The organism is Streptomyces sp. MMCC 100 (assembly GCF_041538145.2).
Taxonomy (GTDB): domain Bacteria; phylum Actinomycetota; class Actinomycetes; order Streptomycetales; family Streptomycetaceae; genus Streptomyces.
The window spans coordinates 1350776-1377116 of the sequence record NZ_JBGORK020000001.1; the positions used below are offsets into that span (position 1 = coordinate 1350776).

At 72.4% G+C, this 26341-nt stretch carries 26 protein-coding genes, 1 other RNA gene and 1 pseudogene; 13 read left to right on the plus strand and 15 right to left on the minus strand.

Annotated elements, in window-relative coordinates:
* Positions 1 to 11: 11 nt before the first annotated feature.
* Positions 12 to 1253, plus strand: coding sequence for a bifunctional RNase H/acid phosphatase (locus ABS735_RS06195; protein WP_373901827.1), 1242 nt, complete (start codon positions 12 to 14; stop codon positions 1251 to 1253).
* Here ABS735_RS06195 and eda read toward each other — a convergent pair.
* The 4 genes from eda to ABS735_RS06215 all read right to left on the minus strand — a co-directional run bounded on the left by eda (position 1228) and on the right by ABS735_RS06215 (position 4149).
* Positions 1228 to 1887 carry a bifunctional 4-hydroxy-2-oxoglutarate aldolase/2-dehydro-3-deoxy-phosphogluconate aldolase gene (gene eda / locus ABS735_RS06200; RefSeq protein WP_373901828.1) on the minus strand — a complete coding sequence of 220 codons (660 nt, stop codon included), beginning with the start codon at positions 1885 to 1887 and terminating at the stop codon, positions 1228 to 1230. The two genes, ABS735_RS06195 and eda, sit on opposite strands and share 26 nt — an antisense overlap.
* 72 nt (positions 1888 to 1959) lie before the next feature.
* The gene (yaaA, locus tag ABS735_RS06205; RefSeq protein ID WP_373901829.1) at positions 1960 to 2742 is read right to left on the minus strand and encodes a peroxide stress protein YaaA; all 783 of its coding nucleotides are present in this window, start codon (positions 2740 to 2742) and stop codon (positions 1960 to 1962) included.
* A gap of 34 nt (positions 2743 to 2776) precedes the next feature.
* Positions 2777 to 3391: a hypothetical protein gene (locus tag ABS735_RS06210; RefSeq protein WP_373901830.1), complete on the minus strand. Its 615-nt coding sequence runs from the start codon at positions 3389 to 3391 to the stop codon at positions 2777 to 2779.
* Positions 3388 to 4149 carry a MerR family transcriptional regulator gene (locus ABS735_RS06215; RefSeq protein WP_373901831.1) on the minus strand — a complete coding sequence of 254 codons (762 nt, stop codon included), beginning with the start codon at positions 4147 to 4149 and terminating at the stop codon, positions 3388 to 3390. Before ABS735_RS06215 ends, ABS735_RS06210 begins: the two co-directional genes overlap by 4 nt.
* Before the next feature lie 99 nt (positions 4150 to 4248).
* Between ABS735_RS06215 and ABS735_RS06220 the strand changes: the two genes are divergently transcribed.
* From ABS735_RS06220 to ABS735_RS06230, 3 genes are all read left to right on the plus strand, one after another.
* Complete coding sequence (locus tag ABS735_RS06220; RefSeq protein ID WP_373901832.1) at positions 4249 to 4851, plus strand: Uma2 family endonuclease; 603 nt, start codon at positions 4249 to 4251, stop codon at positions 4849 to 4851.
* 50 nt (positions 4852 to 4901) lie between these two features.
* An RNA gene (gene rnpB, locus ABS735_RS06225) (RNase P RNA component class A) lies at positions 4902 to 5305 on the plus strand.
* Between the two features lie 234 nt (positions 5306 to 5539).
* Complete coding sequence (locus tag ABS735_RS06230; protein WP_373901833.1) at positions 5540 to 6628, plus strand: hypothetical protein; 1089 nt, start codon at positions 5540 to 5542, stop codon at positions 6626 to 6628.
* A gap of 61 nt (positions 6629 to 6689) precedes the next feature.
* Here ABS735_RS06230 and ABS735_RS06235 read toward each other — a convergent pair whose 3' ends face one another.
* Positions 6690 to 7739, minus strand: coding sequence for an LLM class flavin-dependent oxidoreductase (locus tag ABS735_RS06235; RefSeq protein ID WP_373901834.1), 1050 nt, complete (start codon positions 7737 to 7739; stop codon positions 6690 to 6692).
* Between the two features lie 336 nt (positions 7740 to 8075).
* Here ABS735_RS06235 and ABS735_RS06240 point away from each other — a divergent pair, with 336 nt between their 5' ends.
* Positions 8076 to 9089, plus strand: a complete 1014-nt coding sequence (locus ABS735_RS06240) for a glycoside hydrolase family 11 protein (RefSeq protein ID WP_373901835.1) — start codon at positions 8076 to 8078, stop codon at positions 9087 to 9089.
* 68 nt (positions 9090 to 9157) lie between these two features.
* Here ABS735_RS06240 and ABS735_RS06245 read toward each other — a convergent pair whose 3' ends face one another.
* Together ABS735_RS06245 and ABS735_RS06250 are read right to left on the minus strand one after the other, a co-directional pair.
* Positions 9158 to 9496 (minus strand): MazG-like family protein, encoded by a 339-nt coding sequence (locus tag ABS735_RS06245; RefSeq protein ID WP_373901836.1) that lies wholly within the window; start codon positions 9494 to 9496, stop codon positions 9158 to 9160.
* A gap of 37 nt (positions 9497 to 9533) precedes the next feature.
* Positions 9534 to 10076: a DoxX family protein gene (locus tag ABS735_RS06250; protein ID WP_373901837.1), complete on the minus strand. Its 543-nt coding sequence runs from the start codon at positions 10074 to 10076 to the stop codon at positions 9534 to 9536.
* A gap of 282 nt (positions 10077 to 10358) precedes the next feature.
* Here ABS735_RS06250 and ABS735_RS06255 point away from each other — a divergent pair, with 282 nt between their 5' ends.
* Positions 10359 to 10685: a nuclear transport factor 2-like protein gene (locus tag ABS735_RS06255; protein ID WP_007389745.1), complete on the plus strand. Its 327-nt coding sequence runs from the start codon at positions 10359 to 10361 to the stop codon at positions 10683 to 10685.
* Positions 10686 to 10900: 215 nt separating this feature from the next.
* Here ABS735_RS06255 and ABS735_RS06260 read toward each other — a convergent pair whose 3' ends face one another.
* Positions 10901 to 11692, minus strand: coding sequence for an SDR family oxidoreductase (locus tag ABS735_RS06260; RefSeq protein WP_373901838.1), 792 nt, complete (start codon positions 11690 to 11692; stop codon positions 10901 to 10903).
* Between the two features lie 132 nt (positions 11693 to 11824).
* Here ABS735_RS06260 and ABS735_RS06265 point away from each other — a divergent pair, with 132 nt between their 5' ends.
* Positions 11825 to 13519 (plus strand): alkaline phosphatase D family protein, encoded by a 1695-nt coding sequence (locus tag ABS735_RS06265; RefSeq protein WP_373901839.1) that lies wholly within the window; start codon positions 11825 to 11827, stop codon positions 13517 to 13519.
* On the opposite strand, the gene ABS735_RS06270 is transcribed toward ABS735_RS06265, so the two are convergent.
* Positions 13506 to 14528 carry a Gfo/Idh/MocA family protein gene (locus tag ABS735_RS06270; protein ID WP_373901840.1) on the minus strand — a complete coding sequence of 341 codons (1023 nt, stop codon included), beginning with the start codon at positions 14526 to 14528 and terminating at the stop codon, positions 13506 to 13508. The two genes, ABS735_RS06265 and ABS735_RS06270, sit on opposite strands and share 14 nt — an antisense overlap.
* A 113-nt stretch (positions 14529 to 14641) precedes the next feature.
* Between ABS735_RS06270 and ABS735_RS06275 the strand changes: the two genes are divergently transcribed.
* The 4 genes from ABS735_RS06275 to ABS735_RS06290 all read left to right on the plus strand — a co-directional run bounded on the left by ABS735_RS06275 (position 14642) and on the right by ABS735_RS06290 (position 19670).
* Positions 14642 to 16081 (plus strand): multidrug effflux MFS transporter, encoded by a 1440-nt coding sequence (locus tag ABS735_RS06275; protein ID WP_373901841.1) that lies wholly within the window; start codon positions 14642 to 14644, stop codon positions 16079 to 16081.
* Positions 16082 to 16158: 77 nt separating this feature from the next.
* Positions 16159 to 17205, plus strand: a complete 1047-nt coding sequence (locus tag ABS735_RS06280) for a serine hydrolase domain-containing protein (RefSeq protein ID WP_373901842.1) — start codon at positions 16159 to 16161, stop codon at positions 17203 to 17205.
* Between the two features lie 721 nt (positions 17206 to 17926).
* Positions 17927 to 18916 (plus strand): small ribosomal subunit Rsm22 family protein, encoded by a 990-nt coding sequence (locus ABS735_RS06285; RefSeq protein WP_373901843.1) that lies wholly within the window; start codon positions 17927 to 17929, stop codon positions 18914 to 18916.
* A 91-nt stretch (positions 18917 to 19007) separates the two neighbouring features.
* Positions 19008 to 19670 carry a response regulator transcription factor gene (locus ABS735_RS06290; protein ID WP_373902318.1) on the plus strand — a complete coding sequence of 221 codons (663 nt, stop codon included), beginning with the start codon at positions 19008 to 19010 and terminating at the stop codon, positions 19668 to 19670.
* Positions 19671 to 19689: 19 nt separating this feature from the next.
* Here the strand turns inward: ABS735_RS06290 and ABS735_RS06295 are convergent, their stop codons facing one another.
* Complete coding sequence (locus tag ABS735_RS06295; RefSeq protein WP_373901844.1) at positions 19690 to 19869, minus strand: DUF6243 family protein; 180 nt, start codon at positions 19867 to 19869, stop codon at positions 19690 to 19692.
* 117 nt (positions 19870 to 19986) lie between these two features.
* Here ABS735_RS06295 and ABS735_RS06300 point away from each other — a divergent pair, with 117 nt between their 5' ends.
* Both ABS735_RS06300 and ABS735_RS06305 read left to right on the plus strand, forming a co-directional pair.
* Positions 19987 to 20640 carry a TetR/AcrR family transcriptional regulator gene (locus ABS735_RS06300; protein ID WP_373901845.1) on the plus strand — a complete coding sequence of 218 codons (654 nt, stop codon included), beginning with the start codon at positions 19987 to 19989 and terminating at the stop codon, positions 20638 to 20640.
* Between the two features lie 120 nt (positions 20641 to 20760).
* On the plus strand, positions 20761 to 21492 hold the full coding sequence (locus ABS735_RS06305; protein WP_373901846.1) for a bifunctional DNA primase/polymerase: 732 nt from the start codon (positions 20761 to 20763) through the stop codon (positions 21490 to 21492).
* Positions 21493 to 21514: 22 nt separating this feature from the next.
* Here ABS735_RS06305 and ABS735_RS06310 read toward each other — a convergent pair whose 3' ends face one another.
* The 5 genes and pseudogenes from ABS735_RS06310 to ABS735_RS06330 all read right to left on the minus strand — a co-directional run bounded on the left by ABS735_RS06310 (position 21515) and on the right by ABS735_RS06330 (position 26322).
* Entirely contained in the window at positions 21515 to 22516 is a 1002-nt protein-coding gene (locus ABS735_RS06310) for an SCO2278 family lipoprotein (protein WP_373901847.1), read from the minus strand.
* Positions 22476 to 23219 (minus strand): annotated as a pseudogene (gene efeU, locus ABS735_RS06315) (iron uptake transporter permease EfeU); the annotation flags it as partial. The gene ABS735_RS06310 and the pseudogene efeU, both read right to left, overlap by 41 nt.
* 144 nt (positions 23220 to 23363) lie before the next feature.
* Entirely contained in the window at positions 23364 to 24206 is an 843-nt protein-coding gene (locus ABS735_RS06320) for a heme ABC transporter ATP-binding protein (RefSeq protein ID WP_373901848.1), read from the minus strand.
* On the minus strand, positions 24203 to 25294 hold the full coding sequence (locus tag ABS735_RS06325) for a FecCD family ABC transporter permease (RefSeq protein ID WP_373901849.1): 1092 nt from the start codon (positions 25292 to 25294) through the stop codon (positions 24203 to 24205). The genes ABS735_RS06320 and ABS735_RS06325 overlap by 4 nt, the downstream gene beginning before the upstream one ends.
* Positions 25291 to 26322, minus strand: a complete 1032-nt coding sequence (locus tag ABS735_RS06330) for a heme/hemin ABC transporter substrate-binding protein (protein ID WP_373901850.1) — start codon at positions 26320 to 26322, stop codon at positions 25291 to 25293. Before ABS735_RS06330 ends, ABS735_RS06325 begins: the two co-directional genes overlap by 4 nt.
* Positions 26323 to 26341: the final 19 nt, after the last annotated feature.

Below are 26341 nucleotides of genomic sequence, written 5' to 3' on the forward strand. Positions count from 1 at the left end.
GAGCCGGTCCGGTGAACGACCAGGCGGCGCGTCCGGCGGCTCGTCCTGCCGCACGTCCGGCGGAGCGTCCCGCGCGGGGGTTCGTCGTCGAGGCCGACGGCGGGTCACGGGGCAACCCCGGGCCCGCCGGCTACGGCGCGGTGGTGCTGGACGCGGCGACGGGGGAGACCCTGGTGGAGGCCGCCGAGTACCTCGGGGTCGTCACCAACAACGTCGCCGAGTACCGGGGCCTGCTGGCCGGCCTGTACGCGGCGAAGGAGCTGGACCCGGACGCCACCGTGCACGTCCGCATGGACTCCAAGCTCGTCGTCGAGCAGATGTCGGGCCGCTGGAAGATCAAGCACCCCGGCATGAAGCCCCTGGCGGCCGAGGCGGCCCGGGTCTTCCCGCCCGGCCGCGTGACGTACGAGTGGATCCCCCGCGCGGACAACACACACGCCGACCGCCTGGCCAACGAGGCGATGGACGCGGGCGCACGCGGCGAACAGTGGTCGCCGTCCGAGTCGACGGCGGAGCTCGACGCCGCGGCCGACGCGGCCACCGCCGGCGTGGGTTCACGGGCGGCCGCGGACACCGACGTGCGCGCCGCCAAGGCCGTGGCCTCGCCCGGCTGGGGACCCCCCGACATGGGCGCCCCCGCCACGTTCGTCCTCCTGCGGCACGGGGAGACGCCGCTCACCCCGCAGAAGCGGTTCTCCGGGAGCGGCGGCAGTGATCCGTCCCTGTCGGCCGTCGGCCGGGAGCAGGCCGAGAAGGTCGCCGCGAGCCTCGCCCGGCGCGGCACGATCGAGGCGGTCGTCGCCTCACCCCTGGCCCGCACCCGCGAGACCGCCGGCATCGTCGCCGCCCGCCTCGGCCTGGAGGTGGCGGTCGAGGAGGGGCTGCGGGAGACCGACTTCGGCGCGTGGGAGGGGCTCACCTTCGGCGAGGTGCGCGACCGCTACCCCGACGACCTGGACGCCTGGCTGGCCTCCCCGGACGCGGAACCCACCGGCGGCGGCGAGAGCTTCGCGGTCACCGGCGTCCGGATCGCCGCCACCCGCGACAAGCTCGTCGCGGCGTACGCGGGCCGCACGGTACTGCTGGTCTCCCATGTGACGCCGATCAAGACGTTCCTGCGACTCGCGCTGGGCGCCCCGCCCGAGTCGCTGTTCCGCATGGAACTGTCGGCGGCGTCCCTGTCGGCGGTGGCGTACTACGCGGACGGCGGCGCCAGCGTCCGCCTGTTCAACGAGACGTCCCACCTGCGCTGAGCCCGGCCGCCTCGCGGGCGAGCCGCTCCACGCGCCCCCAGTCCCGGCCGGCCACCGCGTCCTTGGGCAGCATCCAACTGCCTCCCACACAGCCGACGTTGGGAAGACCCAGGTACTCGGGAGCGGAGGCGGGCGTAATGCCACCGGTCGGGCAGAAGCGCGCCTGCGGCAAGGGCGCGGCGAGCGCCTTGAGATACGCGGTGCCGCCCGCCGCCTCGGCCGGGAAGAACTTCATCTCCCGCACCCCGCGCTCCAGCAGCGCCACCACCTCCGAGGTGGTCGACACCCCCGGCAGGAACGGCACCCCGGACCCCCGCATCGCCTCCAGCAGCACGTCCGTCCACCCCGGGCTGACCAGGAACCGCGCCCCGGCGGCCACGACCTCACCGACCTGCTCCGCCGTGACGACCGTGCCCGCGCCGACCACCGCGTCCGGCACCTCACCGGCGATCGCCCGGATCGCGTCGAGGGCGACCGGCGTCCGCAGCGTCACCTCGATCGCGGGCAGCCCGCCGGCGACGAGCGCCCTGGCGAGCGGCACGGCGTCGGCGAGGTCGTCGACGACCACGACGGGCACGACGGGCGCGAGATCCAGCACCGAGGCGGCAGGGGAGGAGGACAGCGGAGAACTCATGCCCTCATCGTGCCGCCGAAACGCACTCCCTGCAATCACCGTTGCATCCAGTGCAACAGCGTGATCGGCGGGTCAGTGGACCTCGTCCACAAGCACGTCCATCGACCACGGCTTCCCGGCCTTCGCGGGCGCCTCCGCCTCCACCTCGTACCCCAGGTCACGCAGTGCGTCCACCAGCTCCGCCGGCCCTTCGGGCGAGGTCCCGGACGCCAGCAGACTCCGCACGATCCGCCCCTTGGTCGCCTTGTTGAAGTGGCTGACCACCTTCCGGGTCGGCGCGTGCAGCACCCGCACCGTCGCAGTCCGCGAGGCGACCTCGCCCTTCGGTTTCCAGGCCGCCGCGTACGCCGCCGAACGCAGGTCGAGGACGAGCCCGTTCCCGGCCGCCTCCGGCAGCACCTCGGCCATCGGCGCCCGCCAGTACGCGCCCAGCGCCCCGAGCCCTGGGAGCTTCACCCCCATCGAGCACCGGTAGGAGGGGATCCGGTCGGTCACCCGCACGGCACCCCACAGCCCGGAGAACACCAGCAGCGACCCGGCGGCCCGCCTCTTGGCGGCCGCGTCGAGGGAGGCCAGGTCCAGGGCGTCGTACAGCACACCGGTGTAGATCTCCCCGGCCGGACGCGCACCCGCCGTCAGCAGCTCCACGTTCTTGGCGACCTCGCCGCGCAGCCCCTCGCTCAGCCCGAGCACCTCGCGCGCCTTCTCCTCGTCGCCGGCGCACAGCCCGACCAGCTCGCCGAGGACGGCCTCCCGGGCCGCGGTGAGCCCCGGCAGGGACAGCGACCCGGTCTTCAGCGGGGCGCCCCGGCCGGACGCGGCCTTCCCCTCGGACGGCGGCAGCAGGACAAGCACACGTACTCCTTCACAACAAGCTCTGGGCCCCCGGTCAGGGTACGGCGTGCCCTTCCCGTGCCTGCTCGACGGCCCGTACGAGCGCTCCCGGGTCGTCGGCATGGCACCGCACCACCCGCACCTCCCGCCGCCGCCCGAAGAAGGAGACATGGGTGACGGGCTCGGCGAGTTCGACGGTGACGGAGGTCTGGGACCCCACGGCGAGATCGAGCTCCCCGTCCCTCGGCTCGTGCGTCGTACGCAGCTCACGCCGGACGGAGGCGATCCGCTCCAGCGGTATCCGCACGTCGACGTGGAGGGCCCGCCGGACCCGCAGCGTCCCGGCGTCCGGGTCCAGGACGTGCGGCCGGACCACGGACGCGGCGTGCAGCCCGACGACGATCACGACGGTGTACACGTCCAGGACCAGCATCACGTGGTGCACGGCCGGCCAGTCCCGCAGCAGCACGGACATCATCACGGACTCGACGACACACACGAAGGCGAACCCGCCCATCATCGCGCCCTGCCCCCGCGCGTACCCGAAGACGGATCCGCCGGCCGCCGCCCCGTGGGTCCGCCGGGCCGCCCACAGCCACAGGCTCACCCACAGCCGCAGCTCGTTCCGGACCAGGAGGTACGGGACGGTGACGAAGGACGCGGCGCTCATGACCGTTGGCCCCGCGAGACGATGGCGAGGGCCCGCCGGATCGCCTCGGCCTGCCCCGGCGCGAAGTCGGCATACATGGCGCGAAGGACGCCGTGGCCCGAGTCGAGGCCGACGCCCTCCGCGGGCAGCAGCTCGGCGGGGATGCAGTCGGCGAGCGCCCGCGCCGCCCCGGCCACGCGGGGATCGTCGGCACCGGCGTCCGCCAGCTCGTCGAGCAGGGCGTACGCCTGGTGGGCGCGCGCCACCGCCTCCGGCGAGTCGAACGCGCCGCGCAGCGTGGCCAGCATCCCCTCCCGCTCCTCCGGCCCCACCGCGCTCTCCATGAACGCCAGCATCTCCCGGTCCCGGAGGGCCATCGGGGAGCCGGACACGTCCCCCATGCCCGCGAACAACTCGGCCAGCTCCGCCGACACCGGCCCCTCGGCCGGCACCCCGCCCTCCGTCTCCAGCAGCGCCCGCAGCCGCGTCCGGCGCTCCCGGATCGCCGCCTCCTGCCGCGCGAGATCCGCGTCCAGCTCCTCCAGCACCTCGGCGAGATCCTTCCCGGCCTCGTCCGCGAGCACGTCCCGCACCTCCGCCAGGCCGAGCCCCAACTCGGTCAGCCGCCTGATCCTGGCCAGCACGACGACATGCCGCAACGTGTACGTCCGATACCCGTTGGCCAGCCGCTCCGGCTCGGGCAGCAGGCCCTGATGGTGGTAGTGCCGCACGGTCCGCGTGGTGACGCCGACGGCGTCGGCGAGTTCTCCGATCCGCATGGCCCCAGTAGAAACGTTGACGTTGCGGCAGGGTCAAGCGGCCACGATCGGGGGAACGGCTCCCCCGCCCACGGACAGCGGCGGGGCAGCCGCCCCACCATGGCCGCGAGGAACGAAGGGGGACCCGCCTTGGCGACGACGCATGACCCGATCTCACTGCGGCTGCTCGTGGAATGGTTCGTCGAACTGGAAGCTCCCACGGGCTTCCGGGCGGAACTCATCGAGGGCGAGTTCGTCCTCACACCGCCGCCGGACGGAGATCATGAACACTGCATCAGCCAGATTCTGAGCCAGGTGTACAGGCGGTCGCGAGCCGACCTGCAGTTCTCCGCGCACAAGGGCCTGACCCTGCAGAACGCGGAAGGACAACCCCTGGACCACGTGATCCCGGACGGCACCTTCGTCCCCCGCGCGCTCCGGCTGTTCCGCGGGGCAGCGCCCTGGATGCCGTGCAAGGGCGTCAGCCTGGTGCTGGAGGTGACCTCCGACAAGCCCAAGACCGAACGCGAGATCAAACGCCACGCATACGCGCGCGGCGGCATCCCGTTCTACCTGCTCGTCGACCGCCAGGACTCGTCGATCACGCTGTTCAGCGACCCGGGCCACGACGACTACCGTCAGCACTGCACCGTCGCCCTCGGAAAGCCGCTCACCCTCCCCGCCCCCTTCGCCTTCGACCTGGACACCACCGGCTTCCTCTGAGCCCGTCCGACGCCCTCCGCCGCGCCCGGTACCATGGTCCACACGGCAGACGAGCCGGGCGGGCGGCCGCGTGGAGTCCCTCACGGGACTTCCCGAGGAACGTCCGGGCTCCACAGGGCAGGGTGATGGCTAACGGCCACCCGGGGTGACCCGCGGGACAGTGCCACAGAAAGCAGACCACCGGAGGCTTCGGCCCCCGGTAAGGGTGAAACGGTGGTGTAAGAGACCACCAGTGCCCAGGGCGACCTGGGCAGCTAGGTAAACCCCACCCGGAGCAAGGTCAAGAGGAGCGCCGTAAAACGCGCTCTGCGCGGACGATCGAGGGCTGCCCGCCCGAGTCCGCGGGTAGACCGCTGGAGGCCGGTGGCAACGCCGGCCCTAGATGGATGGCCGTCGCCGGAAGGCCCGCGAGGACCTTCCGGAACAGAACCCGGCGTACAGCCCGACTCGTCTGCCGCCCCCTTTTTTTTGGCTGCCGCGAGAAGACTGTGCCGGACAGGAAACGCTGCGGTACCTCGTGGGTCTCCGACGAGCGGGCGTTCGCCACCAAGGGCCGACTGGCCCGGCACATGGTGCTGTGCGCTGCCTACCCGGTGGGCTCATGGCTGCCCCTTTGTACCTGGTATCAGCGGCCGCCACCCTGTATGCAGGGAAGACTGACGACGCCGCACCAGTGGAGCGACCTTCCATGCGTGATCACGAGAACGCCAAGCACGCCGCCGCTGAAGGGGCGCGCGCCTCGGCGAGCAGACGGTCCGCCGCCCCGCCCGCGCGGCCGAGTGGCCTGCTCGGCCTCCAGTCCACGGTCGGTAACGCCGCGGTTGCTCGGATGGTTCACCGGACCGCTCCCGCCCACCCGATCTCGCGCACGGCCCCTGTGCAGCGGGCTTTGGGAGACTTCAGTCCGGGTCACTTCTCGGAACACAAAATATCCAGTAATGAAAAGGCCCAGTACATCAGAACGGATAAGTCTGGCGCCTATAACAAACAAGGTGACCATGACAAGTGGGTCGAACGCTCGGGAAAAAAGAACGTAAAACACTACTTGATAGCCTGGAAAGACGATGACACGGCGATTCTTGGGGTGAAGGCGACCCAGAGCCCGTACGGCGGTGGCGGCTACGGGCTCGGCTATCCGGCGCTGGCGGGCGGAAGCAGTGAACTCACTGGGCCGGAGATGGATAATTTCTACCGTGATGATCTGCCGGAGCACTCGATGCGCGACAGAACCTTGCGCGAGGAGGTCGACCAGGAACTCTGGGACCGGTCGGAGGACGGAAACGCACGAAGGCCTTACGCGCTCGACGGGGTTGACAAACTCGCCAAGGAGCAGGCGCACGGGAAGAACCTCTACAAGGTGTGGTCCGGAAAGGTGCGGCGCAGTGACGAGAACCCGCCAGTGCCGCCACGCCCCGCCGTCCATGGCAAGCCCGATGTCGAACAGGGGAAACAGCTCGCGTACTTCGAGAACATCGGAACCTTCGAGGCGAAGGTCTCGGAGATTGAGAAGACGGCAGGGCCTCAACCGGGCGTGGAGGCGGTCCTGCGTGCAGTCGCCGGTATCGCCGGTGTCCAAGTTCCGAGCGACGTCAGCCAGGACGAGCAGGCGAAGATCTATCTCAGTCCCGACAACTACCCTCTCCAGGCCTTCGCGGAAGAAGTGATCGAGAAGATCAGGCAGCGGAAGGCCAAGAGGAAGCGGGGGGACGACTCGGGCTCGGATTCGGAAACGAGTTCGCGACCGGGCGCTTCCAGGCCGCGAACCGACAGCCACTGAGGGGTCGGGCCTCGGCACCGGCAGCCGTCTGACGGTGTCGGCACCGTTGCGCGCCGCCCCCTCAGGCGAACCCCGGCATCACCCGCTCCGCGACGAGCCGCAGCTGCGTGTTCACGTCCGCCGCCTCCGGCAGGTCCCGGCCCGTGAACGCCCTCACGAGAGCGCGGTCGGTGATCGCGCAGATCATGTGGTTGACGCCGCTGGGTGCGATGTCCCGCTCGATCTTCTCCCGGCACTCCTCGGGCGTGCCCGCGACGGAGAGGCGGTCGGCGATCTCCGGGGTGGTCAGTTCGATGCCGCGGGCCAGGTCGCCGGCGCCGATGGCGTCGATGACCGGCTTCAGCTCCGACGGGTCGACGCCGTTGCGGCGCAACTGCTCCTCGGGCATGGAGGAGGCGTAGATGCCGACCATGCTGCGCGCCGCCTCCTTGGCGGTCGCCGAGTCGGGGCCGGTGGCGAAGACCACCCAGGCCCCGATGTCCAGCGAGCGCCAGTCCTTGCCGGCCCGCTCCGCACCCGCCCTGATGTGCCGCACCGCGTAGTCGTAGGCCTCGCGCGTGTAACTCAGGGCGTGGTGACAGCCGTCCGACAACTCCCCGGCCGCCTCGAAGGACTTCGGGCCCCGCATCGCGCCGAGCTTCAGCGGCAGCCGGTCCTGGACCGGGCGGGCGAACGTGAACAGGCCGTCGTACGAGAAGAATTCGCCTTCGTGGGTGATGCTGCCCTCGTCGAGGAAGGTGCGCATCACGTGCAGGGCCTCCTTCACGCGGGAGAGCGGCCTGGTGCGGGTCCAGTCGATGCGGTACTGGGCCAGCAGGCCGAAGTTGCCGCTGGACAGGACGCCTTCGGCGCGGCCGCCCGAGAGTTCGTCGAGCGTGGCGAGGGCCTGGGCGATCAAGGTCGGCTCGCGCAGCGTCACCGGGGAGACGCTGGGGCCGAGGCGGATGCGGTCGGTGCGGCCGGCGGCCGCCGCGAAGAGGAGCCAGAGGTCCTTGTGCCACGTCTCGTCGGCGGCGTAGCAGGCGTGGAAACCGAGTTCGTCGGCGAGCCGGATCGACTCCAGGGACTCGGCCAGGGGGTAGTCGGGGAGCATCGCGTAGCTGAACTTCACGAGCGCCAACCTCCGTTGTGGTGAACGGTGCTCTGCCTCTACCGAGGATGTGAGTCCACTCGACGGCTGTCCAGAGAGCGGGGCTTCGAAATTTTCGGAAGCGTTCATCTCTCTTTCCGGAAGCTTTGGTGAGTAACTTTCGCCTGCGGTTCGCTGCCTTGGGGGGAGGGGGAGGTGAACTGCAGCTTCTCCTTCCAGTGAGCGTCTTCGGCACGGCGAAGGTTTCGAAATATGCACCGAAACTATTGACGCTTGACGGGTGCAGGCCAACACTGGCGCCGTTGTCCGAACCTCGCGAGTCCTCGCAGGACCTTCCAGGAGAGGAAGCACCCCCCCATGAACCTGCTCGTCCAACCGAGGCGCCGCAGACGCGGTCCCGTCACGTTGCTCGTCCGGAGTGCGTGGGCCGTCGCGCTGGCCGCGCTCGCCGCGCTGATGCTGCCGGGCACCGCCCAGGCCGACACGGTCGTCACGACCAATCAGGAGGGCACCGACAACGGCTACTACTACTCGTTCTGGACCGACAGCCAGGGCACCGTCTCCATGAACATGGGCTCCGGCGGGCAGTACAGCACCTCGTGGCGCAACACCGGCAACTTCGTCGCCGGCAAGGGCTGGGCCAACGGCGGCCGCCGGACCGTGCAGTACTCGGGCACCTTCAACCCGTCGGGCAACGCGTACCTGGCGCTCTACGGATGGACGTCCAACCCGCTCGTCGAGTACTACATCGTCGACAACTGGGGCACCTACCGGCCCACGGGCGAGTACAAGGGCACCGTCACCAGTGACGGCGGCACCTACGACATCTACAGGACGACCCGCGTCAACAAGCCCTCCGTCGAGGGCACCCGCACCTTCGACCAGTACTGGAGCGTCCGGCAGTCGAAGCGGACCGGCGGCACCATCACCACCGGCAACCACTTCGACGCGTGGGCGCGGGCCGGGATGCCGCTGGGCAACTTCAGCTACTACATGATCATGGCCACCGAGGGCTACCAGAGCAGCGGCAGCTCCAACATCAACGTCGGCGGTACGGGCTCCGGCGGTGGCGGCGACAACGGGGGTGGCGGAGGCGGCGGGGGCGGCGGGTGCACCGCGACGCTGTCCGCCGGGCAGAAGTGGGGCGACCGGTACAACCTCAACGTCTCCGTCAGCGGGGCCAGTGACTGGACGGTGACGATGAACGTGCCGTCCCCGGCGAAGGTCATGTCGACCTGGAACGTCAACGCGAGCTATCCCAACGCGCAGACGCTGACCGCCAAGTCGAACGGCAGCGGCAACAACTGGGGCGCCACGGTCCAGGCCAACGGCAACTGGACCTGGCCGACCGTGTCCTGCAGCGCGAGCTGAGCAAGTCCCCGGTCCGCACCCGTGGCCGACTCCCACGGGTGCGGACCTCCGTGGTTCCCCTCGGTCACTCACTCACCCAGCGAGCGCCGCGCCACTCGTGCCAGATGCCGGCCGAAGACCTCCCGGGCCTCGGGCGTCAGGGTCCGCAGTGCCACCAGCGCCGTGATCACGACGTCGCACAGCTCCGCCTCAACGTCGTCCCAGGTGTGCGTGACGCCCTTGCGCGGGTTCTGGCCGGTCGCGCCGATCACCGCCTCGGCGACCTCGCCGACCTCCTCCGACAGCTTCAGCATGCGCAGCAGCAGGCCCTCCCGGCCGCGGACGGATTCGTCCGCCTCCAGCCACTTCCACAGGTCGTCGACGGTGTTCCAGAGGTCGGCTCGCGCGCCGTCCGGGTGGTCGCTCATGTGGAGCAGCGTGCCATGTTCCCGGTTCCCACGGCCGTCAGTCGAACAGCGGCTCCTGCTGCCCCTCCGCCGCCCTGCGCAGCCGCCTGTTCCGCGCCCCCACGACCACCGTCGTGGCCGCCGCCGTCACCGCGAGGGCGGCGGGGACCATCCAGTTCCGGTTGACCGCGTGGCCGAGCGCGTGGTCCAGCGAGAGGCGGCCGGGCCCCGTGACCGCGAGACCGGCGGCCGTGAGGCCCAGGGACGCCGCGTACTCGAAGCCGCCGGCCTGGGCGAAGAAGCCGTTGGGGGCGTGCACCGCCGCGGCGCCCGCCATCGCGCCGACCGCCGCCGCACCCGCGGCCGGTGTGGCCAGGCCCAGCGCCAGCAGCGTCCCGCCGCCCGCCTCCGCCAGGCCCGCCGCGGTGGCGCTGGCCCGGCCCGGCGTGTAGCCCATGGCCTCCATGGCCTGGCCGGTGCCCTCGATCCCGCCCCCGCCGAACCAGCCGAGCAGTTTCTGCGCGCCGTGCGCCGCCAGTACGCCGCCGGTGCCCAGGCGGAGCAGCAGCAGTCCGAGATCACGCCGGTCATAGCAATTCACTTCTTCGACTCCTTCGCGGACGGGCCTCGCGGACGGGCCTCGCGGACGGCGGCGGCTCATCTGTCCACCGTCGCGCGTCCGCGGCTCCGGGGCCCGTCGCGGGCGCCGTTCGGGTGGTGGTGGGTGGGAGCACCGGTGGTGGGCCGGGTGGTGGCGGGTGGTGGACCGGGCGGTGGAGGGTGTGGGCCGGGTGGTGGACCGGGCGGTGGAGGGTGTGGGCCGGGTGGTGGTCCGGTGGTGGCCCCGGTGGCGGGTGTGCGGAGCCGGTGTGACGCTGCCGCCATGACCATTCAGACCACGCGACTCAGCGACCCGGCCGTCCGCGCCTTCGTCGCCGCCGTCAACGCCCACGACCGCGAGGCCTTCCTCGCGCTGCTCGCACCGGACGCCACCATGGCCGACGACGGGGACGACCGGAACCTCGACCAGTGGATCGACCAGGAGATCTTCTCCTCCAACGGCCACATGGAGGTCGACAACGAGTCGAACGGCGGTCGTGCCCTCATCGCCCGCTACCGCAACGACACCTGGGGCGAGATGCGCACCCGGTGGGACTTCACCGTGGACGAGGACGGCCGGATCGCCCGCTTCGAGACCGGGCAGGCGTAACCGGGAAACGGTGCGGCAGCCGTTCCGCCCACTGGCGTGTCGGAACGGCTGCCGCCTCCCCCCTCGGTATGGCCCATGGAGCGTTGTGGAACGCCAACGCTTCAAGTGTGAAGTTCTGGTGAAGGAGATTTGAGCATACGTCCTTCACCGGTCGCAATACCGCGGACCTTGAAATTCCGATTGTGTGAATCGCTGAGTGACCCCACGGCGTGCGCTCAGCCGCGCCCCACGTACGGCATCGCCGTCGCCATGACCGTCGCGAACTGCACGTTGGCCTCCAGCGGCAGGTCGGCCATGTGCCGCACCGTGCGCGCGACGTCGGCGACGTCCATCACGGGCTCGGGTGCCGTCTCCCCGTTGGCCTGCAGCGCGCCGGTCTGCATGCCGGCCGTCATGTCGGTCGCCGCGTTGCCGATGTCGATCTGGCCGACCGCGATGCCGTAGAGACGGCCGTCCAGCGACAGGGACTTGGTCAGACCCGTCAGCGCGTGCTTGGTCGCCGTGTACGCCACCGAGTGCGGGCGCGGCGTGTGCGCCGAGATCGAGCCGTTGTTGATGATCCGGCCGCCCTGCGGGTCCTGCTCCTTCATCTGCCGGTACGCCGCCTGCGCGCACAGGAACGCCCCGTTGAGGTTGGTGTCCACCACGTGCCGCCAAGCGTCGTAGGGCAGTTCCTCGACCGGCACGCCGCCGGGACCGAACGTCCCCGCGTTGTTGAACAGCAGGTCGAGTCGCCCGAACCGGTCCCGCACGGCGCCGAACAGGGCCGCCACGTCCTCGGGGCGCGACACGTCGGCGCGGACGGTGAGCGCCGTGCCGCCGCCGGCCGGTGCCGCCGCGGCCGTCTGCGCCAGGGGTTCGGGTCGGCGGCCGGCCAGGGCCACCGACCAGCCGGCGGTGAGCAGTTCGACGGCGACCGCCCGGCCGATGCCTGATCCGGCGCCCGTGACGACGGCGACCTTCCGCGCGCCGGTGCTTTCCTCGTCGATGGTTTTCGCGGTGTTCATGAGGCCGCAGCGTACGGGTCGCGGAACTTGCGGAACTCATCCGTCCGACACGCGATCGCCATGTCCGCGCCAAGCTCGGGTCGTTCCCGGCCCGTCGAATGCCCCTTGCAACCACCGCAAGGGGAGGAACGGATGACACCCGCGAACCACCAGGACCCGATCCAGGCCGCACACGGGGCCCAGGCCCCGGTCCCGGCCCAGTCGCAGCCCTCGCACGCGCCCGAACTCCGTGCCGCCGCCCGGAGCCTGGGCCGCCGCCGCTTCCTGACCGTGACCGGCGCCGCCGCCGCGCTCGCCTTCTCCGTGAACCTGCCGGCCGCCGGCACCGCGAGCGCCGCCGAGCTGGACGCCGCGCAGCTGCCCGCCGACCCCTTCACGCTCGGCGTCGCCTCGGGCGACCCGCAGCCCGACTCCGTGCTGCTGTGGACGCGCCTGGCCCCGGTCCCGTACCAGGCCGACAGCGGGCTGCCCGCCAAACGCGTCGAGGTGAGCTGGGAGGTGGCCCTGGACGAACGGTTCCGCCGCGTCGTCAGAAGGGGCCGGGCCACCGCCCACCCCGAGTTCCACCACACCGTGCACGTCGAGGTCGACCACCTCGCGCCCGGCCACGTCTACCACTACCGCTTCCGCGCCGGCCGGTACGTCAGCCCCGCCGGCCGCACCCGCACCGCGCCCGCCGAGCACAGCCGGGTCGCCGACCTCACCTTCGGCCTGGTCTCCTGCCAGAAGTACGACGAGGGCTACTACACCGCGTACAAGCACCTGGCCCAGGAGGACGTGGACGTCGTCTTCCACCTCGGCGACTACCTCTACGAGTACGCCGTCAACGCCACCGGAGGGTCCCGCGCCTACCCCGCCGGCACCCTGCCCGCCCACTTCAACCACGAGACGGTGACGCTGGAGGACTACCGGCTGCGGTACGCCCTCTACAAGTCGGACCCCGACCTGCGGGCCGCACACGCCGCGCACCCCTTCGTCGTCACCTGGGACGACCACGAGACCGAGAACAACTACGCCGACGAGACGCCGGAGAACAGCGTCCCGCCGGAGGAGTTCCTCATCCGCCGGGCCGCCGCCTACCGCGCCTACTGGGAGAACATGCCGCTGCGCCGCCCCCAGCTGCCCGACGGCCCCGACCTGAAGCTCTACCGCCGCCTGCACTGGGGCCGGCTGGCCCAGTTCGACGTCCTCGACACCCGCCAGTACCGCTCCAACCAGGCGTACGGCGACGGCTGGCAGTTCCCCGGCCCCGAGTCCGAGGACCCGGGCCGCACGCTGACCGGCGACGCCCAGGAGCGCTGGCTGATCAACGGCTGGCACCGGTCGAACGCCCTGTGGAACGTCGTTCCCCAGCAGGTCACCTTCGCCCAGCGGTACAACATGACCACCACGCCGTCCAAGGTCTCCATGGACTCCTGGGACGGCTACCCGGCCTCCCGCGAACGGGTCCTGGCCGGCGCGCAGGCCGCCGGGATCGAGAACCTCATGGTCCTCACCGGCGACGTGCACGTCTCCTACGGCTTCGACATCAAGCGCGACTTCGACGACCCGGACTCCCGGACCCTGGGCACGGAGATCGTCACCACCTCGATCACCAGCGGCGGCAACGGCTCGGAGAAGCCGTCCAGCTGGGACACCCTCATGACCGCCAACCCGCACCTGAAGTTCTTCAACGGGCGGCGCGGCTACGCCACGGTGTCACTGGGCCGCGAGTCGGCGCGCGCCGACTTCAAGACGGTGTCCCACGTGACCACCGAGGGCGCGCCTGTCACGACCGCCGGGTCCTTCGTGACGGAGGTGGGGGAGCCGGGGCTCAAGCCGGCGTGACGACCGGCTCCTGCGCTTCTCCCGGGTAGCGGACGCCGACGCGGTCCCGGATCGCGTCGAGCGTCCGCATCACGGCGAGGGTGCCCTCCAGCGGGACCAGGGGCGACTCGGTCTCCCCGGCGCGCAGGGCCCGCATCACCTCCTGGGCCTCGTGCCGCAGGCTCTCGCGGGGCCCGTCGGCCGGGTCGGCCCGGAACTCCTGCGGGTCCTGGCCGTCCCGGTGCAGTACGAAGTGATCCGGGAAGAAGAAGCCGTTCGGGACGTCGATACGGCCCTCGGAGCCGGTGACCGACGCGGAGTTGGGCGTACCGCCGGTGATGGAGCAGTGCACCGAGGCGAGAGCGCCGCTCTCGTAGGAGAGCAGCGCGCCCGTCTGGAGATCGACGCCCTCCTCCGAGAGCACCGCGCGCGCCCCGACGTCCGACGGCTCACCGAGCAGCAGCTGCGCGAACGACACCGGGTACACGCCCAGGTCGAGGAGCGCACCGCCGCCCTGCGCCGGGTCCCGCAGCCGGTGCGCCGGCGGGAAGGGGCCCGCGAGACCGAAGTCCGCCTGAAGGCTGCGGACCTCGCCGATCGCGCCGTCGTCGACCAGCGTCTTCAGCCGCCGCACCAGCGGGTTGCAGTACATCCACATCGCTTCCATGAGGAAGACGCCGTTCCCGCGGGCGAGCGCGACCAGTTCCGCCGCCTCGCGCGCGTTCAGCGTGAACGGCTTCTCGCACAGCACGTTCCGGCCCGCCTCCAGGCACAGGCCGGCCGCGATCCGGTGCGCCGAGTGCGGCGTCGCGACGTACACCACGTCGATGTCCTCGTCCCGCGCCAGCGTCTCCCAGCCGCCGTACGCCCGCGGTATCCCGAACCGCTCCGCGAACGCCTTCGCCGACGCCTGGGTCCGCGACGCGACCGCCACGACCTCCGCGTCCGGCAGATCGACCAGATCCGCCGTGAACCTCGCCGCCATCCCGCCGGTCGCGAGAATCCCCCAGCGCACCTTCTGCCCGGTCACCGCTGACACCCTGCCCCACCCTCGCTCAGGTTCGTTCGTCGTTCGAGTCTGTTCGTTCAAGTCCGTACGAGCTGAGAGCATAGGTGGCGGATCCGTAGAAGAGGGAGGGGCACATGCCCGAGCGCGGGCCGTCCATACCGCACCGGTCACCGGACATGACCACGCCGACGCCGACGCCGACGCCGACGACGCCGAGCAAGCGAACGACGCAGACGACGCAGACGACGCAGACGCCACAAGGGAAGACCGCGAAGCCTGTACAGGCAGCCGGACCGGGAACGGGACCGGCCGCCCGCTCGCTGCCCGCCACCCGCCGCATCGGTCTGCTCGTCACCCTCATCCTCGGCAGCCTCACCGCCACGCCGCCGCTGGCGATGGACATGTACCTCCCCGCGCTCCCGGAGGTCACCCGGTCCCTGAGCGCGCCCGCCGCCACCGTCCAGCTCACGCTCACCGCCTGCCTGGCCGGCATGGCCCTCGGGCAGATCGTGGTCGGTCCGATGAGCGACAAGTGGGGGCGTCGGCGCCCGCTGCTGGCCGGACTCGCCGTCTACGTCGTCGCCACCGCCCTGTGCGCGTTCGCGCCCACCGTCGAAGTCCTCGTCGCCTTCCGGCTGGTGCAGGGACTCGCGGGCGCCGCCGGGATCGTCATCGCCCGCGCCGTCGTACGCGACCTGTACGACGGCGTGGCCATGGCCCGCTTCTTCTCCACCCTCATGCTGATCTCCGGCGTCGCGCCGGTCGTCGCGCCGCTCATCGGCGGGCAGATCCTGCGCTTCACGGACTGGCGGGGCGTGTTCGTCGTCCTGGTCGTGGTCGGCGTGATCCTCGGCGCGGTGGTGTGGGCCAAGCTGCCGGAGACGCTGCCCGTCGAGGAGCGGCACGCGGGCGGTGTCGGCGACACCCTCCGCGCGATGCGCGGACTGCTCGCCGACCGCGCCTTCACCGGGTACATGCTCGCGGGCGGCTTCGCCTTCGCCTCGCTGTTCGCCTACGTCGCGGCGTCGCCGTTCGTCGTCCAGGAGATCTACGGCGCCTCCGCGCAGACGTTCAGCCTGCTGTTCGGCGTCAACTCGGTCGGACTCGTCGTGGTCGGGCAGATCAACGGCAAGATCCTCGTCGGACGGGTCAGGCTGGACCGGGTGCTCGGCCTCGGCCTCGTCGTCGTGATCGCCGCCGCGACCGCGCTGCTGCTGATGTCCCTGGGCGTCTTCGGCGAGGTCGGGCTCGGGCCGGTCGCCGCCGCGCTGTTCGTGCTGATGTCCGCGATGGGCATCAGCCTGCCCAACACTCAGGCGCTCGCCCTGATGCGGGTCAAGAAGTCCGCCGGCTCCGCCTCCGCGCTGCTCGGCACGTCCTCCTTCCTCATCGGCGCCGTCGCCTCCCCGCTGGTCGGGATCGCCGGGGAGGACACCGCCGTACCGATGGCCGTCGTCCAGCTGGTGGCGGCGGTCGTGGCGCTCGGCTTCCTCGTGACCATGTGCCGGCCCTCGGCCGGGCGCACCGCCGGGCAGGGAGCAGGCAAGGGAGCAGGCAAGGGAGCGGACAGCTGAGCGCTCCGAGACTGCGTGGCGACACCCCCGAGCGGGCAGGGCTCGATCCCGAGGGGCTCCGCCGTGTCGTCGCCCAGGTGCACGACCTCACCACCGGCCAACGCCCCTGGGCGGCGGGCGCCGTCGTGGCCGTCGGACGCGGACCCGTGCTCGCCGTCGAGGAGGCGGCGGGCTGGGCCGTGCGCTACGCCGCCTACGACGCGCACAGCGACACGGGCGTGGAGCTGCCGGCGCGCTCCCGGGTGCCGATGACCGTCGACACGCCCTTCGACCTCGCCTCCCTGACGAAGCTGTTCACCGCGGTCGCCGCCGTGCAGCAGATCGAGCGGGGCACGCTCGGCATCGACGCGGAGGTGGGTGCCTACCTGCCGGACTTCCGGGCCGCGGCCGAACACCGCGTCACCGTACGGCAGTTGCTCACCCACACCTCCGGGCTGCGGCCCGAACTCCCGCTGTACGACTGCGCCGACGACGAGGAACGGCTGCGGCGGCTGCGCGCGGAGCCACCCGTGGGGGTGCCCGGCACGTACTGCTACTCCGACCTCAACATGCTGCTCCTCCAGCAGGTCCTGGAACGCATCACCGGCCGCACCCTCGACGTCCTGGTCCGCGACGGGATCACCCGGCCGCTGGGCATGACGGCGACGCACTTCGGACCGTGCCCCGGCGCGGCGGCCACCGAGGACCAGCGGCGGCCGTGGGCCAAGGTGGACCGGGGGATGCTGCGCGGGGTCGTCCACGACGAGAACGCGTGGGCGCTGGGCGGGGTGGCCGGTCACGCGGGGCTGTTCTCGACGGGGCGGGACCTCGCGGTCTTCAGCCGGACGCTGCTCGCGGGCGGTTCCCACGGGCCCGCGCGCATCCTCGGCCCCGACTTCGTGGAACTGCTGCTGACCGAGCCCGGGCTCGGCTTCGTCCTCGACCAGCCGTGGTTCATGGGCGAGCTGGCGGGACGCGGGACGGCAGGCCACACCGGCTTCACCGGCACGATGCTGGTCCTCGACCGGGCGACGGACACCTTCGCGATCCTCCTCGCCAACACGGTCCACCCACGCCGCCGCCCCCCGTCCAACGGCCCCCGCGCGGCACTGTGCACCGAGGTGGCACGGGCGGTGCGGGCCTGAGGCCGGGCGGCTGTGCGGGTGCCTCCGGCGGTGGGGCGGGGTGCCTCTGCCTCCGGCGGTGGTGGGGGTGCGGGGTGCCTGCGGCGCCTGTGCGGGTTCGGTGGGGGTGCGCGTAGCGCGGTGCGTTGTGGGTGGGTCGGGGCCGCGCCGGGGGGTGTCCGTCCTCGGAACGGCGCGGAATCGGTCGGCCACAGAAGCGGGCCCCGTTGACGCGCCAACCGCTGCGGGCGGACACCCCCCCGACACGTCCCCTTCTCGCCGTACCTAGCTGCGGGCAGTCGTGCCGCTGGGGCGGCACGGGTGGGCGGTGGGGGCACCTCCCGCTCGAGCGAAGCCGAGAGTGGGGGAGGCACCCCGCAACGCCGGGCCGCGCGACCCGCCCCGCGCCCGCACCCACGCCGGGCACCCGGCAGGCACCGGGCCGCGCGACCCGCCCCGCGCCCACACCCACGCCGGGCACCCGGCAGGCACCGGGCCGCGCGACCCGCCCCGCGCCCACGCCCACGCCGGGCACCCGGCAGGCACCGGGCCGCGCGACCCGCCCCGCGCCCCCACCCACGCCGGGCACCCGGCAGGCACCGGGCCGCGCGACCCGCCCCGCGCCCCCACCCACGCCGGGCACCCGGCAGGCACCGGCCCGCGCGACCCACCCCGCGCCCCCACCCCCACCCCGGGTGACCACACGCCCCCACCCCCACGGAGTGCCTCGTACAATCGCCGGGTGAACCACCCCGCCACCCCCGCCGACACCCTGCGAGCCACCCTCGCCGATCTCGTCGACGGGCTCCCGCCCCGGCAGGCCGCGCAGGCCGTGGAGCGGCTGATCGCCAACTACCGCGGGGACACCCCGACCGACGCCCCCATCCTCCGGGACCGCGCCGACGTCGTCGCCTACGCCGCGTACCGCATGCCCGCCACCTTCGCCGCGGTGCGCTCCGCGCTGGCCGAGTTCGCCGCGGCCGTGCCGGGATGGGCGCCCGGCAGCCACGTGGACGTGGGCGGCGGGACCGGCGCCGCGACCTGGGCCGTCAGCGACACCTGGGACGGGACGCGTCCGGTGACCGTGCTCGACTGGGCCGAGCCCGCGCTCGCCCTCGGCCGGGAGATCGCCGCCTCGCTCCCCGCCCTGCGCGACGTCCGCTGGCAGCGCTCCCGGATCGGAGCGGCGCTCACCGTCGGGAGCGCCGATCTCGTCACCGTTTCCTACGTACTCAACGAGCTGACCGACTCCGACCGCGCCGCTCTCGTCGATGCCGCGGCCGGGGCCGGGCAGGCCGTCGTGATCGTCGAGGCCGGCACCCCCGCCGGTCACGCCCGTGTCATCGAGGCCCGCGACCGGCTCATCGCCGCCGGGTTCCAGGTCGCCGCGCCCTGTCCGCACAGCGCCGCCTGCCCCATCGTGCCGGGCACGGACTGGTGCCACTTCGCGGCGCGCGTCAGCCGGTCCAGCCTGCACCGGCAGGTCAAGAGCGGTTCCCTCGCCTACGAGGACGAGAAGTTCAGCTACGTCGCCGCCACCCGGCTCCCGGTCTCCCCGGCCCCCTCCCGCGTGGTCCGGCGTCCGCAGATCCGCAAGGGCCAGGTCCTGCTCGACCTGTGCGAGCCCGACGAGCGGCTCCGCCGGCGGACGGTCACCAAGCGCCACGGCGACCTGTACAAGGCGGCCCGGGACGCGGCCTGGGGCGACCCCTGGCCGGCCGGGGAAGAGTGACGCAGGCCGTCAACCGCGCCACCGAGTAAGGTCGTTGCGGCCCGACGACCTGGAAGTGGACCTCCCCGTGGAACGTGACGTGCACCGTGCCCTGCGGATCGTGATCGCCGAGGACGCCCCCCTGCTGCGCGAGGGGCTCGCCCTGCTGCTGCGGGCCGAGGGCATGGACGTGGTGGCCACCGCGGACACCGCCGAGTCGGTGCTCGACGCCATCGACGAGCACGAGCCCGACGTGGCCATCCTGGACGTGCGCATGCCCCCCACCCACACCGACGAGGGGGTCCGTGCGGCCGTCGAGGCCCGGCGGCGGCGCCCCGGACTCGCCGTTCTGGTGCTGTCCGCGTACGTGGAGCAGTCCTTCGCCACCGACCTGCTGACCGGCGGGGTGGGCGGCCTCGGCTATCTGCTCAAGGAGCGCGTCGGCCGGGTCGAGGAGTTCATGGACGCGCTCGGCCGGGTCGCGGGCGGCGGGACCGCCATCGACCCGGAGGTCGTCGCCCAGCTGTTCACCCGCACCCGTCAGGACACCCGGCTCGAGCGCCTCAGCCCGCGTGAGCGGGAGGTGCTCGGCCTGATGGCCGAGGGCCTGGGCAACAGTGCCATCGCCGGGCGGCTCGTGGTCACCGACGGCGCGGTCCACAAGCACATCCGCAGCATCTTCGCCAAGCTCGACCTGTCCCCGGCCGACCGGGTCGACCGGCGGGTGGCGGCCGTTCTGCACTACCTGGAGAACGCGCGGGCGCCACGCCGCTGAGCGGCCGGGGACGGCTCGGTCAGCTTCTGGGTTCCTGCCGCCGTTCCCGCAGCTTGCGCAGCAGTTCCCGTTTCCGGGCCTGCGGGGACAGGCCGCCGCCGACGCGGCCGGCCCGGTCGCCGCCGCGCAGGGCGTCACGGCCGAGATTCCGGCGCGTGCCGCCGACGCCCAGCATGTTTCCGGTTCCACCTCGGGTCATGGGGGTCCTCCCTCGGATCGGTGCCATCGCCTCGCGGTACGAGACGGTCCGTCTCGTAGGCTCGGAACTCCACTGTCGGCGAGACGTACCGTCTTGTCAACCTGGTAACTTCGAACCATGGCCACACAGAAGTCCACCCGCACCCCCGCCCCCGCCGCCGAGCGGCCGCACCCCGACGCCACCCGGCGCAGCCAGCGGTCCCGTCAGGCCATCTACGACGCCGCCCTCGCCCTGGTCGGCGAGGTCGGCTACCCGAAGACCACCATCGAGGGCATCGCCGCCCGCGCCGGCGTCGGCAAGCAGACGATCTACCGCTGGTGGCCGTCGAAGGCGCAGGTCCTGCTGGAGGCCTTCCTCGACCTCGGTGAACAGGCCGTACAGGCTCAGGGGCAGGAGGCGCCCTACGCCATCCCGGACACCGGCGACATCGCCGCCGACCTCAAGGCCGTGCTGCGCGCCACCGTCGACCAGCTCTACGACCCGAAGTTCGAGGCCCCCTCCCGGGCCCTGGCGGCGGAGGGGCTCGTCAACGAACAGCTCGGCCGGGAGTTCGTCGCCAAGCTCCTCGAACCGTCGCTCCAGCTCCATGCCGACCGTCTGCGCGCCGCCCAGGAGGCCGGCCAGGTGCGCCCGGAGATCGACCCGCGCATCGCGCTCGAACTCTTCGTCTCGCCGCTCGCCCAGCGCTGGCTCCAGCACACGGGCCCGGTCTCCTACGCCTACACCGACACGCTCGTCGACTACGCGCTCCACGGACTCGCTCCCCGGTGACCGAAGGAGTCTGACCAAAGAAGCCTGACCAGGGAAGTTTGTCCCTTCGCGACCCCGAAGCGCGGAATGGTGCGACGATAGGGCATGCTGGTGCGCACGACGGCGAGGGCAAGGGGATAGATGAGCGCGGAGTTCGGCGGTCGGAGCGGTCTGCAGGGCAAACTCTCCTCGTGGCTGCGCGGACGCCGCCCCAAGGAGGCTGCCGGAGACGGTGGCCGGGAGGACCTGCTGCTCGCCGCCGCCGGTGCGGGACTGCCCCTGGCGCCCGCCGCGCACCCCGCCGGATACCGTTGCTCCTGCGATCGCGTGGGCTGTCCCACCCCGGCCCGGCACCCGGTGTCGTTCGCCTGGCAGACGCAGTCCACCACCGACCGCGCCCAGATCGAGCGCTGGGCCCGGCACCAGCCCGAGGCCAACTTCATCACCGCGACCGGCATGGTGCACGACGTCCTGGACGTGCCCCTCCAGGCCGGTCGCGAGGCGCTTCAGCGGCTGCTCGACGCCGGGATCGAGGTCGGCCCGGTCGCCGAGAGCGACGACGGACGCATGCTGCTGTTCACCCTCACCCGCGGCACCCCCGAGGACGAGGACGAGTGGTGGCCGTGCGAGCTGGACTGCCACCCCGAGACCATGGACGAGCACCCCGGGCTGCGCTGGCACTGCCGGGGTTCCTACGTACTGGTACCGCCGGCCCGGCTGCCCGGCGAGGACCGGACCGTGCACTGGGTACGCGGCCCCGAGCATCCGCTGCCGGACCCGCTGACCCTCCTCGAGACCCTCACCGACGCCTGCGCCCGGCACGCCGGCGAGGAGAACGACCACGCGGGCATCGCCTGGCCCCTGCGCCGCTGAGAGTCCGCAACGGACAGGGCGGCTACTCGCCCTTCGCCGACGTCAGGCCCTGGACCCGGCCCAGTACCGACACCTGTCCGGTCTCCGAGCCGTCCGCCGGGTCGAGTGCCACCTCGTTGGAGACGAACTCCATCGTCAGCGACTGCTTGATCTCGCCGTCCGTCAGCGCCAGCACGTCCTTGTTCGGCGTCGGCACGGACGCGCCCCGCGCCGCGGTCTGCTTCTCGAAGTGCCGGGTGGTGAAGAACACCAGCGCCCCGCCGTCCTTCGTCCGCAGCGCCAGCGGCGCGTAGTCGCCGTTCGTCAGCGGTTCGTCGATGTACTGCGTGGCCAGGCCGGGGCGGGTCGACCGCTTCTCGCGCAACGCCCGCCAGGAACTGGTGTGCGTCCCGTCCGCGAAGGTCTCGCCGCCGTCCTCGAGATACGTCGCGTAGCCCTTGCTCAGCTCGGCCGGCGGGACGCTCACGTCCGTCGAGTTCGCGGGCACGGCCTCCGCCCAGCCGTCCCCGTCGGTCTTGAACTCGGGCACCTTGCCCGGGGCGACCAGCGTCAGGTACGCCGCCTCCCAGGTATCCTCCAGGCCGTCCCGGGTGAACACCAGCAACCAGCGCGCGTTCCCGCCCTTGTTGGCCTTGGCGTCCGCGACGAACCAGCGCGGCCAGCCCGCCTTCTTCGGGATCGTGAACTTGGCGTCGGTCAGCTCCAGCGGCGTGTGCGTCGGATTGCCGTCCGGGTGGTTGGCCGCCCCCGCCTCCAGCCGCGCCGAGTCGATCGCGGCGAGGGCGCCCGTCGTGCGCTCGGCGTCCAGATCGGCGTCGTACGCCTTGTCGGCCTTGTTGTACGCGGTGGTGAACTGCTCCAGCGCCTTCGCGGCCTCGGCCCGGGTGGCCGAGGGGAGCACCTCGCGCTCACCGTGCACCACCACGCATCCGCTCGCCGCCAACGACAAAGCGGTCGCCGAGGCGGATATGAGCGCGCACTTCTCAAGCCTGCGGGGCCTTCGAGGGCCGCGATCCTGGCTCATCAGGTTCCTTCACCTTCCCCTTCCCGGAGGCGAACCCTACCGGGGCGAGGAAGAGCGCGAGCGTCGGGACCAGGTACAGCAGCCACACCGTGACCTGGAGGACGGTCGGATCGGGCTGGAAGTTGAACACGCCCTTGAGCAGGGTGCCGTACCAGCTCGACGGATCGACGGTGTTGCTGATGTCGAAGGCCAGGTTCGTCAGGCCCGGCACCAGGTCGGCCTCCTGCAGGTCGTGCACCCCGTACGCCAGGACGCCCGCCGCCACGACGACCAGCATGCCGCCGGTCCAGGTGAAGAAGCGGGCCAGGTTGATGCGCAGCGCGCCCCGGTAGAACAGCCAGCCGAGCAGCACCGCCGTCGCCAGCCCCAGGGCCACGCCGACCAGCGGGCGCGGGGTGCCGTCGCTCGCCGCGTGCACCGACGCCCACACGAACAGGGCCGTCTCCAGGCCCTCCCGGCCGACCGCCAGGAACGCGGTGGCCACCAGCGCGCCGGTGCCCATCGCCAGGGCCGCGTCCAGCCTGCCGTGCAGTTCCGCCTTGAGGTGCCGGGCGGTGCGCCGCATCCAGAACACCATCCACGTCACCAGGACCACCGCGAGGATGGACAGCGAACCGCCCAGCGCCTCCTGCGCCTTGAACGTCAGCTCCTGCGAGCCGAACTCCAGCGCACAGCCGAAGCCGAGCGCGATGACGATCGCGACCGTCCATGCGGTGATCCGAATCTCATGGACGGTGTATGAGCACGGGCCGGTCACGGTGGCTCAATAAAGTGCTCACAGGAAGGTCAAAGGTGCGTCAAAGACGGCCTCGTCGGGTCGTCGGGTGGGCAGGCGTCACGGCGTGCGTCACGGCGCGCGTCGGGGGACTACGAGGAGCGCCCCCGTGCGCGGGTGCGGGAACACCTCCACCGGCTGGTCGTAGACCTCGGACAGCAACTCCTCCGCGAACACCTCCGACGGCGGGCCCCCGGCCGCGATCCGGCCCGAGCGCAGGACCGCCACCCGGTCCGCGTACGCCGCCGCCAGCGCGAGGTCGTGCAGGACGACGACCACCGCGTCCCCGGCCCGCGCCCGCTCCCGGCACAACCGCAGCACGAGTTCCTGGTGCCTGAGGTCCAGGGCCGCGGTCGGCTCGTCGAGCAGCAGCAGGGGAGCGCGCTGCGCGAGGACGCGGGCCAGCGCGACCCGGGCCCGCTCGCCGCCGCTGAGCGCGGAGAACGGGCGCCCGGCGAAGCCGGTCACCTCCGTGCGCGCCATCGCCTCGGCCACGGCCGCGTCGTCCTCGCCCTCCCGGTCGCCGCCCGCCCAGGGCGCCCGGCCCATCCGGACCACCTCCTCCACCGCGAACGGGAAGGACAGCGAGGCCGACTGCGGCAGCACCGCTCGGCGCAACGCCAGTTCGTGCGCCGACCACTCCGTCACCGGGCGACCGTGGACGCGTACGACTCCCTCGGCGGCCGGGACATCGGCGGCCAGCGCGCCCAACAGGGTGGACTTGCCCGCCCCGTTGGGACCGACCAGGGCGAGCACCTCGCCCGCGCGGACGCGTACGTCCACGCCGTCGAGGACCGGCTGACCGCCGAGGCGCACGCGCAGTCCCTCGGCCTCGGCGAGGACGTCGCCCGGCGCGGCCGGGGGCGGCGGCACCGGACGGGACGGCACGAGCCGCGGCAGCTTCACGTTTCTCATGCCCAGCCTCCCTGCCTGCGCCGGGTGCGGCGCAGCAGCCAGAAGAAGAACGGGCTGCCCAGCAGCGCCGTCAGTACCCCGAGCGGCAGTTCGGCCGGCTCCGCGACCGTGCGGGCCGCCAGGTCGGCGGCGAGCAGGACCAGCGCGCCGAGCAGGGCGCTGCCCGGGATCAGGAACCGGTGCCCCGGCCCCGCCGCCATCCGCAGCAGATGCGGGACGACGAGTCCGACGAAGCCGATGACACCGGCCACGCTCACCGCCGCCGCGGTCAGCAGCGCGATCACCAGCACCAGCACGATCCGCAGCCGCTCCACGTCCACGCCCAGGTGCCTGGCCGGACGTTCACCGAGCGCGAGCAGGTCGAGCCGGCGGGCGTACAGCGGGGCGAGCCCGAGGCCCAGCACCGCGCACGGCAGGACCGCCAGCACCTTCGGCCACGTCGCCTGGGCGAGCGAGCCCAGCTGCCAGAAGGTGATCTGGTTGACCGCCGCCGTGTCCGCGAAGAACAGGAACAGCCCGATCAGCGCCCCCGCGAAGGCGTTCACCGCGATGCCCGTCAGGATCAGCGTGACGACCTCCGTACGGCCGCCCGAGCGGGACATCGCGTACACGACCAGGACCGTGACGAGCCCGGAGACGAACGCGAAGACGGACACCGTCCAGGTGCCGAGGAAGTTCAGGCCGAACGCGATGGCGCCGACCGCGCCGACCGCCGCGCCCGAGGAGACGCCGATGACGCCCGGCTCGGCGAGCGGGTTGCCGAACACGCCCTGCATCAGGGCGCCGGCGCAGCCCAGCGAGGCACCGACGAGAAGCGCGAGCACGATCCTGGGGAAGCGCACGTTCCACAGCACCGACTCGGCCACCCGGTCCAGTTCCGTGCCGCCGAGCCCGGTGCGGTGCAGCAGCGAGCCGAGTACGTCGCCGACCGGGATCGGGTAGGCGCCGGTGCCGGCCGCGACCGGGACGAGGACCAGGAGGCCGGCGGCGAGGGCGGCGGTCAGCAGCCAGGCGGCGGTGCGCGGCGCGCGGGGCGCGGCGGGGTCCGCGGGCACCTGGGGGCGGGCCGGCTTGTCCAGTACGGTCACTCGGCGCCGTCCTCGCCGTACAGCTGCGCCACGACCGACTTCAGCACCTGGTCGGTGCGCGGGCCGTAGTTGAGGAGCACACCGTCCTCGACGGAGACGATCCGGCGGTCCATCCCGGCCGGGGTCTGGGCGACGCCGGGGATCTTCACCAGCCCGTCCACGCCGCCGACCGATTCGAGTCCCTTGCTCATCACGAGGATCGCGTCCGGCGCGGCCTTGACGAGGGCCTCGCTGGTGATGGCGGTGAAATCCTTGCCGAGGCCGGAGGCGGCCCCGGCGTCCACCGCCCCGGCCGCCTCGATCAGCGAACCGGCGCCGGAGCCCTTCCCGCCGATGAGGTAGACGGAGGCCGAGCCGCGCAGGTACAGGAAGGCGACCCGCGGCTCCTCCCCGTGCGGGACCTCCTCGCGTACGGCCTCGATCCGCTGCTCCGAACGCCGGGTCAGTTCCCGCCCCGCCGCCGGTACGCCGAGCGCGCCGGCGACCGCCTGGATGCGCGGGCCCACGTCGTCCAGGCCCTTGGCCGCCTCGACGAAGAGCACCGGGACGCCGGCGGCGCGGATCTGGTCCACCGCCTCCTCGGGGCCGGTGGTGGTCTCCGCGATCACCAGGTCCGGCTTCAGCGACAGCACGCTCTCGGCGGAGACGTCGTGGCCCCGGGTGACCACCGGGAGCTTCGCCGCCTGTTCGAAGGTGGCGGTGATGTCCCGGGCGACGACCCGGTCGCCGAGCCCGAGGGTGAAGACGATCTCGCTGAGGCTGCCGGACAGGGGGACAATCCGCTCGGCCTCCCGCACCGTCACCCGCTCGCCGTCGGCGGACCGGACGGTCACCGGGAGCCGGGGCTCGGGTCTCTTCGCGAGCGGTTCCACCCGGTTCGCGACGGACTCCCCGGCCGGGGCGGCCCGTGAGTTGCCGCCGCCGTCGCCGGGTGCGGCCTCGGTGGAACCTCCGCATCCGGTCGCGGTCAGGGTCAGGGCGAGCACGGACAGCAGTGCTCCCGCCAGTGGGTTGCGCAAGCGTCGCACGGTGGTCCGTTCCTCTCGT